Annotated in this window: 12 protein-coding genes; 11 read left to right on the forward strand and 1 reads right to left on the reverse strand. The window is 65.9% G+C overall.

The genetic code is table 11. From position 1 onward, the window contains the following. Positions 1 to 320 precede the first annotated feature (320 nt). From A9973_RS19835 to A9973_RS19875, 9 genes are all read left to right on the forward strand, one after another. The gene (locus A9973_RS19835) at positions 321 to 1,064 is read left to right on the forward strand and encodes a FadR/GntR family transcriptional regulator (RefSeq protein WP_183015400.1); all 744 of its coding nucleotides are present in this window, start codon (positions 321 to 323) and stop codon (positions 1,062 to 1,064) included. After that, positions 1,061 to 2,305: a Zn-dependent hydrolase gene (locus A9973_RS19840; RefSeq protein ID WP_183015401.1), complete on the forward strand. Its 1,245-nt coding sequence runs from the start codon at positions 1,061 to 1,063 to the stop codon at positions 2,303 to 2,305. The genes A9973_RS19835 and A9973_RS19840 overlap by 4 nt, the downstream gene beginning before the upstream one ends. A gap of 186 nt (positions 2,306 to 2,491) precedes the next feature. Further along, complete coding sequence (locus A9973_RS19845; RefSeq protein WP_183015402.1) at positions 2,492 to 4,066, forward strand: ABC transporter substrate-binding protein; 1,575 nt, start codon at positions 2,492 to 2,494, stop codon at positions 4,064 to 4,066. Between the two features lie 104 nt (positions 4,067 to 4,170). Then, positions 4,171 to 5,178: an ABC transporter permease gene (locus tag A9973_RS19850; protein ID WP_169271738.1), complete on the forward strand. Its 1,008-nt coding sequence runs from the start codon at positions 4,171 to 4,173 to the stop codon at positions 5,176 to 5,178. Then, the gene (locus tag A9973_RS19855) at positions 5,175 to 6,014 is read left to right on the forward strand and encodes an ABC transporter permease (protein WP_183015403.1); all 840 of its coding nucleotides are present in this window, start codon (positions 5,175 to 5,177) and stop codon (positions 6,012 to 6,014) included. Before A9973_RS19850 ends, A9973_RS19855 begins: the two co-directional genes overlap by 4 nt. A gap of 9 nt (positions 6,015 to 6,023) precedes the next feature. Next, positions 6,024 to 7,655, forward strand: a complete 1,632-nt coding sequence (locus tag A9973_RS19860) for an ABC transporter ATP-binding protein (RefSeq protein ID WP_183015404.1) — start codon at positions 6,024 to 6,026, stop codon at positions 7,653 to 7,655. 35 nt (positions 7,656 to 7,690) lie between these two features. Next, positions 7,691 to 7,981 carry a cupin domain-containing protein gene (locus tag A9973_RS19865; protein WP_183015405.1) on the forward strand — a complete coding sequence of 97 codons (291 nt, stop codon included), beginning with the start codon at positions 7,691 to 7,693 and terminating at the stop codon, positions 7,979 to 7,981. Between the two features lie 19 nt (positions 7,982 to 8,000). Next, positions 8,001 to 9,065, forward strand: coding sequence for a histone deacetylase family protein (locus tag A9973_RS19870; protein ID WP_183015406.1), 1,065 nt, complete (start codon positions 8,001 to 8,003; stop codon positions 9,063 to 9,065). A 14-nt stretch (positions 9,066 to 9,079) separates the two neighbouring features. After that, a complete protein-coding gene (locus A9973_RS19875) occupies positions 9,080 to 9,973 on the forward strand; it encodes a DMT family transporter (protein ID WP_183015407.1) in 894 nt (297 codons plus the stop codon). Positions 9,974 to 9,982: 9 nt separating this feature from the next. On the opposite strand, the gene A9973_RS19880 is transcribed toward A9973_RS19875, so the two are convergent. Further along, positions 9,983 to 11,008, reverse strand: coding sequence for a LacI family DNA-binding transcriptional regulator (locus A9973_RS19880; protein ID WP_183015408.1), 1,026 nt, complete (start codon positions 11,006 to 11,008; stop codon positions 9,983 to 9,985). Between the two features lie 130 nt (positions 11,009 to 11,138). Here A9973_RS19880 and A9973_RS19885 point away from each other — a divergent pair, with 130 nt between their 5' ends. Together A9973_RS19885 and A9973_RS19890 are read left to right on the forward strand one after the other, a co-directional pair. Further along, positions 11,139 to 11,681, forward strand: coding sequence for a TRAP transporter small permease (locus tag A9973_RS19885; protein WP_183015409.1), 543 nt, complete (start codon positions 11,139 to 11,141; stop codon positions 11,679 to 11,681). A 67-nt stretch (positions 11,682 to 11,748) separates the two neighbouring features. Next, complete coding sequence (locus tag A9973_RS19890) at positions 11,749 to 13,029, forward strand: TRAP transporter large permease (protein WP_183015410.1); 1,281 nt, start codon at positions 11,749 to 11,751, stop codon at positions 13,027 to 13,029. Positions 13,030 to 13,056: the final 27 nt, after the last annotated feature.

Consider the following 13,056-nt stretch of genomic DNA (forward strand, 5'->3'; position numbering starts at 1 on the left):
CCCTCCCCCCGCGCCGCCGCCTTGCACCTTTCCCCACCCGCATCTCCTTGCTCCGCCACTCGGCGGACCGCCTTGCCTGCCCCCATCGGGCCGGGGAAATTATCGATTTGCGGGCGACGGCAAGCCCGGGGGTTTTGTTCGCCAATTGTTCAAAAACTGTAAAGGTCGGGACCGTTTCAGGGGCCGGCCTAACTGGCCTGACCACTTGATAGGAAGACGAGGAATCCCTCTGATCGTTTTCCCTGAATCCCCGATATTTCCCTTCTATTTCAATACTGGCATGCCTATATTGGTGGCCTGACCACCAGGCCATTCATGTCATGAGCACGTTCCAGGCTGTCGCCGCCACCCGGCTGTACCGCATGATCGCCGACCAGATTGCCGGCCGTATCCGGGCGGGCGATTTCCCCCGCGGCGGGCGGTTGCCGTCCGAACGGGAGTTGGCGGAACAACTGCAAGTCAGCCGGGCATCGATCCGCGAAGCGTTGATCGCGTTGGAGATCGAGGGCTACGTGGAAGTGCGCGTCGGTTCGGGCGTGTTCGTCACCATCGCCCCCGATGGCGCCGGGTTTCCGCCCCTCGCCGGCCCTGCCCCGCCCGGTGCGGCCGAACGCGACGACATCGGCCCCTTCGACCTGCTTGAAGCCCGCATGCTGATCGAACCCGAATGTGCCGCGCTGGCCGCGCACCAGGCCACGCCTGCGCAAATCGCCGCCATCCGCGACGCGCACGCGGGCATGTCACTGACCGAATCCCCCGGCCGCCACGACCGCGAATTCCACGGCGCCATCGCCGCCGCTTGCGGCAACGCGGCGCTGGCCTCGGCCGTTGCCCACCTGTGGAACCTCAGCCAGGCCAGCCCGGTGTACAGCCGCATGCAGGACTACTTCGTCACTACGCAGGCATGGGCCGCGGCCCATGCCGAACACCAGCGCATCCTGAACGCGATCTCGGCACGCGATCCGATCCGGGCGCGGCACACCATGCATGTGCATCTGCTGGGCATCCTGGCGCGCCTGCGCGAAGACTTCGATTCATTCACCGACCTTCGAGGCAACCCATGACATCGTCTTCCCTTTCCATCGACGGCAAGCGGCTGTGGCAATCACTGATGGACCTGGCGCAGATCGGCGCCACGCCCAAGGGCGGCAATTGCCGCCTGGCGCTGACCGCACTTGACGGCCAGGGCCGCGACCTTGTGACGGGATGGATGCGCGACGCCGGCATGACGGTGCGGGTGGACCAGGTCGGCAATATCTTCGCGCGCCGCGCCGGCCGCAACAATGATCTCGCGCCCGTCATGACAGGCAGCCATATCGACACCCAGCCCACGGGCGGCAAGTTCGACGGCTGTTACGGTGTGCTGGCCGGGCTAGAGGTCATGCGCACGCTGAATGATGCGGGCGTCGTCACCGAAGCGCCGCTGGAAGTGGCCATCTGGACCAACGAGGAAGGGTCGCGCTTCGTACCCGTCATGATGGGATCGGGCGTGTTCGCGGGCAAGTTCCCGCTGGAGACGGCGCTGTCGGCGCGCGACGCGCAGGGCCTCGCCGTGCGCGATGAACTGCAGGCCATCGGTTACGCGGGCGCCGATCCCGTTGGCGGACGACCGGTCGACGCCTATTTCGAGGCCCATATCGAACAGGGCCCGATCCTGGAGCACGAAGAGAAAACCATCGGCGTGGTGACGGGTTCGCTGGGCCTGCGCTGGTACGACATTACGGTGACGGGCATGGAAATGCACGCCGGCCCCACGCCGATGGCGATCCGCCGCGACGCGCTGTTCGCCGCCAGCTTCCTGGTGCAAGCCGTGATCAATATCGCGAACGCGCACCAGCCGCACGGGCGCGGCACCGTCGGCGAGATCCACGCCTATCCGGGGTCGCGCAACGTCATTCCGGGCCAGGTTCGGTTCACGGCCGACCTGCGCCACGAAGACGAAGCCACGCTCGCGCGCATGGATCAGGCCTGGCGCCGCGCGTGCGACGACATCGCCGTCGCGCATGGCGTGCAGGTCGAGCTGAAAGACGTGCAGACCTTCCTTCCCACGCCCTTCGATCCGGACCTGGTGGACAAGGTGCGCCAGGGCGCCGCCAGCCGCCGCCTGCCCGCCATGAATATCGTGACCGGCGCGGGACACGACGCCGTCTACATGGCCGCGGTGGCCCCGACTGCGATGATCTTCGTGCCCTGCAAGGACGGCATCAGCCACAACGAGATTGAAGACGCGCAGCCCGGGCATCTGGAAGCCGGCTGCAACGTGTTGCTTGATGCCATGGTGGCGCGTGCCGACGCCGCGCGCTAGCACCACCGATTTCGCCGCAATGGTGCGCGGCCGCCTTACCCAGCACCTGTATGAAGCATGGTTGCATCGGCTTCACCCGTAGTACCCCTGAGAAATGCAGGTGGCACGAGGTTTGCTTGTTATAGCCCGGCATCCGCCGCGCGACGGCGGTCACCTGTCAGTCCCTTTCCAGCCCGGAGGCTCGCAGTGAAATCGAAGAAATGGTTCTCCTTGAAGTTCGGCATATTGGTCCTTGCGGCCGCGCTGCCCGCCACACAAGCCCTGGCCCAGACCAAGGGCGGCACCCTGAACATGATCGTTCAGCCGGAGCCGCCCGTGATCGTCACGGCCATCAACCAGCAAGGCCCCACGCAATTCGTCGCGGGGAAAATCTATGAAAGCCTGCTGACGTATTCCACCGACCTGAAGCCACAACCGGGCCTGGCCAAATCCTGGGAAGCCTCGGCCGACGGCCTGACCTACACGTTCCATCTGCAAGACAACGTCAAGTGGCACGACGGCAAGCCGTTCACGTCGGAAGACGTCGTGTTCTCGCTGGCGGACATGTTGCCCAAGACGCATGCGCGCGCCCGCGTCATCCTGAACAAGTTCGTCGATTCGGTGCAGGCCCCCGACGCCAAGACCGTCGTCATCAAACTGAAGACGCCCTTTCCCGCCTTCATGCTGATGTTCGAACCCGGCTTTGCGCCCATGATGCCCAAGCATCTGTATGCCGGCACCGACTACATGACCAATCCGGCCAACCAGAAGCCGGTGGGCACGGGCCCCTTCATGTTCAAGGAATGGAAACGCGGGGAATACATCAAGCTGACGCGCAACCCCGAATACTGGAAGCCGGGCTTGCCGTACCTGGACGAGCTGGTGTTCAACGTGATCCCCGATGCGGCCTCGCGCGCCGTGGCGTTTGAGCGCGGCAGCGTGGACGTGCTGCGCGGCGGCGACGTGGACAACGTCGACATCAAGCGCCTGCGCGCCTTGCCCAAGGTGGAATACACCACGGCGGGCTGGGAGATGTTCTCGCCGCAGGCCTACCTGATCTTCAACATGCGCAAGCCGCCGTTCGACAACCTGAAGGTGCGCCAGGCGGTCATGGCGGCGATGAACCGCAACATGGTCGTCAACAACATCTTCTTCGGCCTGGGCAAGGTGTCGACCAGCCCCTTCGTGACCACCGAGATGTTCTACGACAAGAACATGCCGGCCATGCCCTTCGACATGAAGAAGGCGCGCGCGCTGATCAAGGAATCGGGCATCAAGCCCGAGGACTACACGATCCGCCAGCTGAGCTTCCCCTACGGTTCCACCTGGGACCGCCTGGGCGAATACACCAAGCAGGCGCTGGAGCAATTGGGCTTCAAGGTCAACCTGGAATCGACGGACGCGGGCGGCTGGGCCAGCCGCACCGGCAACTGGGATTTCGACATGACGACGACCTTCACCTACCAGTACGGCGACCCCGCGCTTGGCGTGCAGCGCCTGTACATCACGTCGAACATCGTCAAGGGTTCGCCGTTCGCCAACGTGCAGGGCTACAGCAACCCCGAGACCGACAAGCAGTGGGAAACCGCCGCGTCCGAAGTCGATCCGGCCAAGCGCCAGGCCCTCTATACCTCGCTGCAGACGACGCTGGTCAATGAAGTGGCCAACGGCTTCCTGGTGGACATGGAGTTCCCCACCCTGTATCGCGGCAACGTGAAGAACCTGGTCAAGACCGCCATCGGTTTGAACGAGTCGTTCGACGACGTGTACATCGAGAAGTAGGCGCAGCAAGACGCCGCCGCGGAGTCCCCGCGGCGGCGGATCCCGGCCGCCGCCCGACAAAGGTTGCCCATGCAGCCCGCGCCCGTCCAGAGAGGACCCAGAGCATGAAATTCCTGTCTTTCCTTGTTTCCCGCATCGGCAAGGCCCTGGTGGTCGTGCTGGGCGTGGTGATCATCAATTTCTTCCTGATCCGCCTGGCGCCCGGCGATCCCGCCGCCGTGCTGGCGGGCCAGGCCGGCGCGGGCGACGCCGCCTATGTCGACCAGTTGCGCGTGGCCTTCGGCCTGGACAAGCCGATCCTGACGCAGCTGATGCTGTACCTGAAGGGCGTGGTCCAGCTGGACCTGGGTTTTTCCTACCGCAACCACGTCCCCGTGCTGGACCTGATCGTGGAGCGCCTGCCCGCGACGTTCCTGCTGATGTCCTGCGCGTTCCTGTTTTCGATCGTGCTGGGCGTGTTCCTGGGCGTCGTCGCCGCCAAGGCCCGCTACCGGAACAAGCGCCGCTGGATCGACAGTTCGGTCATGACAGGCGCGCTGCTGCTGTACGCCACGCCGCTGTTCTGGCTGTCGCTGATGGGCATCCTGCTGTTCTCGGTCGTGCTGGGCTGGCTGCCGGCGTTCGGCATGGAGACCGTGGGTTCCGGCTTGACCGGCCTGGCGCGCGCGGCGGACATCGCCCAGCACCTGGTCTTGCCCACCGTCACGCTGGGCTGCTTCTTCATGGCCGTGTATGTGCGGCTGACGCGCGCGTCCATGCTGGAAGTCATCGGCATGGATTTCGTGAAGACGGCGCGCGCCAAGGGCGTCAGCCCCAGCCGCGTGATCCGCACCCATGTGCTGCGCAACGCGCTGCTTCCCGTCATCACGTTCGCCGGCATCCAGCTGGGCCAGATGGCCGGCGGCGCGGTGCTGACCGAAACGGTGTTCGCCTGGCCCGGCATCGGCCGCCTGATGTTCGACGCCCTGCTGCAACGCGACTACCAGCTGCTGCTGGGCATTTTCCTGGTCACTTCCATCATGGTGGTGGTGTTCAACCTGCTGACCGACGTGCTGTACCGCCTGATCGACCCCCGCATCGGCGCCGGTGCGCAGCAAGGAGCCGCCGCATGAAGTCATTCGCCCAACGGTACATGCGCAACTACGGCGCGGTGGCCGGCCTTGCCATCATGCTGATCGTGGTCATCGTGGCACTGGCCGCCCCGCTGCTGTACCAGGAATCCCCCTGGATGATGGTGGCGGACCCGCTGATCCCGCCCTTCACCAACGCCGATTACCCCTTCGGTACCGACATGCTCGGCCGCGACATCACCGCCGGCCTGGTCTGGGGCGCCCGGGTATCGCTGATGGTGGGCCTCTTGTCGACGGCCGTGGCCCTCCTTTTCGGGATCCTGGTGGGCTCCGTGGCGGGATACTGCGGCGGCCGCGTGGACGACGCGCTGATGCGCTTCACCGAATTCTTCCAGACCATCCCGCAGCTGGCGATGGCGGTGGTGCTGGTGGCCATCCTGAGCCCGTCCGTCTATTCCATCATGGGGGCCATCGCCATCGTGTCATGGCCGCCGGCCGCGCGTCTGGTGCGGTCGGAATTCATGACGCTCAAGCAACGCGAGTTCGTGCAGGCGGCGATCGTCATCGGCCAGACGCCCGCCTGCATCGTCGGCACCCAGATCCTGCCCAACGCCATGTCGCCCATCATCGTGTCGGCGTCCTTCATGGTGGCGACCGCCATCCTGACGGAGTCGTCGCTGTCGTTCCTCGGGCTGGGCGACCGAAACCTGATGAGCTGGGGCTTCATGATCGGCGCCGCGCGCACGATGATCCGCGAAGCGTGGTGGATGAGCGTGTGGCCCGGCGTGGCGATCCTGCTGACTGTGCTGGCCATCAACCTGATCGGCGAAGGGCTGAACGACGCCCTGAATCCGCAATTGCGCAAGCGCGGCGAATAGGAGGCCGACATGACCGAAGCCACGCCTCTGCTGTCCATCCAGAACCTGAGCATCGCCCTGCCCCGCGGCGGCGACCGCCCCTTTGCCGTGCAAGACGTGTCGTATGACATCCGGGCGGGGGAAATCCTGTGCATCGTCGGCGAATCCGGCTCGGGCAAGTCCATGAGCGCCAACGCCATCATGGGCCTCTTGCCCGACTACCTGACGCCGCAGCAGGGCCGCATCCTGTTCCGCGGCCAGGACCTGCTGCGACAGGACGAAGCCACCTTGCAAGCCATGCGCGGCAAAGACATGGCGATGATCTTCCAGGAGCCCCTCTCGGCCCTGAACCCGCTGATGACCGTGGGCGACCAGATCAGCGAAGTCATGCGCGTGCACAACGCCTACCCGGGCGCCGAACGCCTGAAGCGCACGCTGGAACTGCTGGCCTTCGTGGGCCTGCCGGATCCGGCCACGCTCTATCACGTCTACCCGTTCCGCCTGTCCGGGGGGCAGCGGCAGCGCGTGATGATCGCGATGGCGCTGGCGCTGGAGCCGGCGCTGCTGATCGCCGACGAGCCGACGACCGCGCTGGACGTCACGACCCAGGCGCAGATCCTGGCGCTGATCGCCCGCATCCAGAAGGAAAAAGGCATGGGCGTGATGTTCGTCACGCACGACTTCGGCGTCGTGGCTGAAATCGCCCACCGCGTCGCGGTGATGGAAAAAGGCGTGCTGGTGGAACAAGGCCCCGCCGACGAGGTGCTGAACCGCCCCCGCCACGTCTATACCCGGCGGCTGATCGCCGCCGTGCCGCACCGCCGCGGCGAAGAACGCGTCGCCTCAGGCGACGACAAGCCCGTGCTGGAAGTGAAGGATCTGAAGAAAACGTATGTAATCGGCCACGGCTGGCTGGGAAAAAAGCGCGAGGTGCACGCGGTGGACGGCGTCAGCTTCGCCGTGCGCCGCGGCGAGACGCTGGGCATCGTGGGCGAATCGGGATCCGGCAAATCGACTATCGGAAAATGCCTGCTGAAACTGGTCGGCATCAACGGCGGCCAGTTGATCTTCAACGAGCAGGACATCGCGGCCATGTCGGAATCGCGCTTCCGGCCCCTGCGCCACGACATCCAGATGATCTTCCAGGACCCGTTCGCGTCGCTCAACCCCCGCCACACCGTCGGGCGCATCATCAGTGACGGCCCCGTCGCCAACGGCACGTCCCGTGCGCAAGCCGAAGCCCGGGTGCGCGAACTGCTGTCGCTGGTCGGGCTGGACCCGTCCGCCTTCGACCGCTACCCCAACCAGTTCTCGGGCGGCCAGCGCCAGCGCATCGGCATCGCCCGCGCGCTGGCGCTTGAGCCCAAGGTCCTGGTCGCCGACGAATCGGTGTCGGCGCTGGACGTGTCCGTGCAAGCTCAGGTGCTGCAATTGCTGCACGACTTGCAGCAGCGCCTGAAGATCGCGCTGGTGTTCATCACCCACGACCTTCGCGTCGCCGCGCAGATCTGCAATTCGGTGCTGGTCATGCACCGCGGCAAAGTGGTCGAGTACGGCTCGCCGACGCAGATATTCGATAACCCGCAACATGCCTACACGCGGCAACTGATCGCCGCCGTGCCCGGCCAGCACTGGGACCCGACTCAGGCGACAATGGCCTGAACCCCCACCCGATGACAACACCAGGAGATACCACCGTGCAACGCCCCGCAGCCGTCCCCACCGTGCAGATCGACAACGACCGGGTCACCGTCACCGAATGGCGCTTTCCGCCGGGTGGGGAAACCGGCTGGCACCGCCACGGCATGAACTATGTGGTGGTGCCGCAAACCACCGGCCCGCTGTTGCTGGACACGCCCGATGGCCCGATCACCAGCCAGCTCACGACCGGCGTCGCCTACTATCGGCCCGTTGGCGTCGAACACAACGTCATCAACCCCAGCGACACCGAGTTCGTTTTCGTCGAAATCGAAATCAAGCAGGCTTGACGCGTCAGCGAGGACAATCATGAAGGCGTTTTTCTCGGAAGAGCAGCTGCTGCACACCCCGCAGCAATTCATGCGGCTGGGCCGTCTCAGCGCGCCTACCGACCTGCCGTCGCGGGCAGAAAGCCTGCAAGGCGCGCTGGCGGCCAGGGGGATCAAAGTCGAAGCGCCGGCCGACTACGGCCGCAAGCCGCTGGAAAGCATCCACAGCGCCGACTACCTGAACTACCTGGAAACGGCCTACGCCCGCTGGCAGTCGCTGAAGGCGCCCGGCGTGGACCCGGGCCCGGAGGTGCTACCCAACCTGTCGCCGTACTACAACGGCCGCATCGAGCAGGCGGGCCGCGGGCCCTGCCCGTCGCCGTCCATCGTCGCGCAGACGGGCTACTACCTGAGCGACCTGTCCTGCCCCATCGGGCCCCAGACCTGGCGGTCGGCGCTACGGTCCACCCATAGCGCAGTGGCCGCCGCCGATCACGTCGCCGCAAGCGGCGGCATGGCCTATGCCCTGTGCCGGCCGTCCGGGCATCACGCGCACCGCGACCGCGCGGGCGGCTTCTGCTACTTGAACAGCAGCGCCGCCGCGGCCAGCCGCCTGCTGCAGACCTGGTCCAAAGTGGCCGTGCTGGATGTCGACGCGCACCATGGCGACGGCACACAGAACATCTTCTATCACCGGGCGGACGTGATGACCGTATCGCTGCATGCGGACCCCGGCGCCTATTACCCGTTCTACACGGGCTATGCCGAAGAGCGCGGGCAGGGCCAAGGCGAAGGCTACAACCTGAACCTGCCGCTGCCGCATGGCTCGGGCAACGATCCGTTCCTGGCCGCGCTGGACACGGCGTTGACGGCGCTTGGCGGCTACGCGCCCCAAGCGCTGGTGCTGGCCTTGGGCTTCGACACCTATAAGGACGACCCCATCAGCGTGCTGAGGCTGGACATCGGCGCCTACCGCGACATCGGCGCGCGCGTCGCCAGCCTGGGCGTGCCCACCGTCGTCGTGCAGGAAGGCGGCTACATGGTGCAGGCGATCGGGCCGGCGCTGGACGCGTTCCTGCAAGGCATGGGACGCGGCGGCGCCTGAGGCCCGCCCCCGCCATGTCGTCCCTCCCCTCGGCTGTCCTGCCCCCGTCGTCCGCCACCCGCAACGCCGGCATCCTGCTGTTCTTCGCCGCGCTGGTGGCGTTCGCGACCTTCGACGCCGGATCCAAGCACATGCTGGCGCGCTACCCCGCGCCCTTCCTGAATGTGATGCGGTATCTGGCCGTGATCATCCTGGCGGTCGCGATGCTATGGCGGCACGACCGCGGCATGCGCCTGCGCGACGCGCCGGAAAAGCCCTTGCTAGTGCTGCGCGGCGTGATGCTGGCGACCGTGGCGTCGTGCTTCATGACCGCGCTGATCTGGATGCCGCTGTCCGAAGCCACAGCCATCTATTTCACGTCGCCGCTCATCATGGTGGCGCTGTCGCCCTGGTTGCTGGGAGAGCGGGTGCGCCCCGTGCAATGGGTGGCGGTGGCGGCTGGCTTCGCGGGCATGATGCTGATCGTGCGCCCCGGTTCGGACCTGCCGTTGCTGGGCACCGCGCTGATGGCGGTGTCCGCCGTCAGCTACGCCATTTTCCAGGTGCTGACGCGCAAGCTGTCCGGCAAGGTGCCGGGGCCGGTGCAATACGCCTACACCGCGATCATCTGCCTCGTCGTTACGGGGCTGCCCGCCCCGTTCTTCCTGCCCGACCCGTGGCCGGATGCGACCGATATGGTGCTGATCATCGCCCTGGGCGCCTGCAGCGGCCTGGCGCAGATACTCCTGATCGCCGCGTTCCAGCGCGTATCTGCCGCCACGCTGGCGCCGCTGAACTACTTCCAACTGCTGCTGGCGGTGCTGTTCAGCACCTTTTGGTTCCAGCGTCCGCCAGACAGCCTGGCGCTGGCGGGCATGGCGCTGATCATGGCGGCCGGCGTGTTCCTGGCCATGCGGCGCGCGACGTAAGTATCAGGCTTAGCTGGTTTCGCGCTGCACCAGCGTAAAGCCCAGGTCCACGTGCCGCTCCGCGACCTCGTCGCCCGCCAGATGCCGCATCAGCAGGCCCGCCGCCGCCGCGCCGATCTCGTAGCGCGGGGTGGCGATCGTCGACAACGGCGGCGTCGTCCAGGCGGTGCCGGCCAAGTCATGGAAGCCGATGATGGCCATCTGCCCCGGCACGTTCACGCCCAGGCGTCCACATTGGAACACCGCGCCCTGCGCCAGGTCGTCATTGCAGAAGAAGACCGCATCGCAATCCGGATGGCGGGCGCGCAGCGTCTGCAGCAGCGACGCCCCCAGGCTGATGGACGACTTTTCAGGCGTCATGATTTCAAGCGCCGGGTCATGGCAGCCCGCGTCCCGCAACGCCTGCCGGGCGCCTTCGCAACGCCGCAGCGAACGCGGATCCAGCTGGGCGCCGACGATGCCGACGCGGCGATGCCCGCGTTCCAGTAAATGGCGGACTGCCGCGTACCCGGAATCGAACTGCGAAAAACCGACGCTCATGCCTTCACCGGCCGGCAGCGTTTCAATCGTGTGCACCGTGGGGATCTGCTGCGCCCGCAGCAGATCCCACACGCCCGGATTGTGGTCGATGCCGGTCAGGATCAGCCCGTCAGGCAAGTGTTGCAGATACTTGCGCAACAGCGCCTCTTCTTCGTCCGGCGAGTACCCCGTGACGCCGATCAGCATGTGATAGCCGTGGCGGTCCAGCATGTCCTTGATCCCCGTGATGATGTCCACGAACACCACGTTGCTCAGCGACGGGATCAGCGCCACGATGGTTTGCGACCGCGCGGACGCCAGCGCGCTGGCCGCGTGGTTGGGCACATAGCCCAATTCCTGGCACACCCGGGCGATGCGCAGGCGCAACGCTTCGGCCACCTTATCCGGCGTGCGCAGCGCGCGCGACACGGTGATGGCGCTGACGCCCACGCGGCGGGCCACATCCTGCATGGTGACGCGGCCGGCGCGGGTGCTTCGGGGTTTACGGACGGACATTGGCCCTCGGGCGGGAGTGGGAAGCGCGTAGTCTGACGCAAAAAACGGGGGGTTGCCAAACGCGAAATGTTAGCGCTAACATCCGCAAAAGCATAATCCAGAAAATTCCGGGAAACGGAAGGAGACAACAATGCAAGCTCGACCCTCGGGCCGGCCAGGCGGCACGCCCCTGGCCCGCGCCGCCGACTGGTGCTTCACCTTGCAGACCTGGCTGATGGTGGCCTGTCTGATCGTCATGGTCGTGCTGCTGTTCGGCAATGTGGCGCTGCGCTATCTGTTCAATTCGGGCATCAACGTCTCGGACGAGGTCTCTCGCCTGGCATTCGTCTGGATGATCTTCCTGGGATCGGTGATCGCCCTGCGCGAACACCAGCACATCGGCGTCACCATGCTGGTGGACCGCTTCGGGCCGGCGGCGCGCCGCGTGTCCCACGTGTTCTGCCAACTGCTGGTGCTGTGGGTGCTGTGGCTGATGGCCGAAGGCAGCTGGGTGCAGACCATCATCGGCATGGGCACCGTGCTGCCGGTCACGGGCATGCGCCTGGCGGTGTTCAATTCCGCCGCGCTGTACGCGGCGGCGGCCATGGGCATCCTGACGCTGATCGACTTGGTCCGCGTGCTGGCGGGAGGCCCGTTGCCGACGGAGTCCAGCCCTGAAGACCCGCTGGTCTGATGCTGGCGACCCGTCGTTGGCCTGACTCCGCGCTGCCTCCTTCCCCCTTCCCGCCCGGACACCCGCAATGATCCTGACCGTCTTCCTGCTTGTGCTGCTGGGGCTGATCGCCCTGGGCATGCCGATCGCATTCGCGTTGCTGCTCAGCGCGCTTGCCATGATGTTCCAGCTGGACTTCTTCGATACCCAGATCCTGGCGCAGAACATACTGACGGGCGCCAACAGCTTCACCCTGATGGCCGTGCCGCTCTTCATGCTGGCGGGCGAACTGATGAACGCCGGCGGCATTTCGCGCCGCATCGTCAGCCTCGCCAGCGCCTTCGTCGGCCATATCCAGGGCGGCCTGGGCTATGTGGCCATCTTCGCCAGCGTGCTGCTGGCGTCCCTGTCGGGTTCCGCCGTGGCGGATGCCGCCGCGCTGGGTTCGCTGCTGATCCCGATGCTGCGCGAAAAAGGCTATGACGCCGGCCAGGCGTCGGGGCTGATCGCCGCGGGCGGCATCATCGCGCCCATCATTCCGCCTTCGATCTCGTTCATCATCTTCGGCGTGGCGACCAACGTGTCGATCACCAAGCTGTTCTTCGCGGGCATCGCCCCCGGGCTGATGATGGGCCTGACGCTGATCGCCGTGTGGTCCTGGGTGGCGCGCAAGCACGGCACCATCAAACCGTCGCCGCGCGTGCCATGGCGCAACCGCATGAAAGCCCTGCGCGAATCGCTGTGGGCGCTGATGCTGCCCGTAATCATCATCGGCGGCTTGCGCGGCGGCATCTTCACGCCCACGGAAGCCGCCGTCGTGGCCGCGGTCTATGCGCTGCTGGTCAGCCTGTTCGTCTACCGCGAGATCGGCGTGCGCGACCTGGCGCAGCTGTTCGCCAATGCTGCGCGCACCACCGCCGTCGTCATGTTCCTGGTGGCGGCCGCGATGGTTTCGTCCTACATGATCACGCTGGCCGACATGCCGCAGGACCTGATCGCCCTGCTGGAACCCGTCATGGACCAGCCCAAGCTGCTGATGTTCGCCCTGCTGATCCTGCTGACGGTGGTGGGCACGGTCATGGACCTGACGCCGACGATCCTGATCCTGGGCCCGGTGCTCATGCCCGTCGTCATCAAGGCCGGCATCGATCCCATCTACTTCGGCGTCATGTTCGTCATGGTGGGCAGCGTGGGCTTGCTGACGCCGCCGGTGGGCACTGTGCTGAACGTGGTGTGCGGCGTGGCCCGCATCAATATGGAAACCATCTGCAAGGGCGTGTGGCGCTACGTCGTGGCCTACACGGTCTTGCTGGTCCTGCTGGTGATCTTCCCTGAACTGATCACCGTACCCGCACGCTGGATGCACTAGCGGCATAGAGAAACCCCAAGGAGGAGC

Origin of the sequence: Achromobacter sp. UMC46 (genome assembly GCF_014170335.1) — a bacterium.
Classification (GTDB): domain Bacteria; phylum Pseudomonadota; class Gammaproteobacteria; order Burkholderiales; family Burkholderiaceae_B; genus Achromobacter.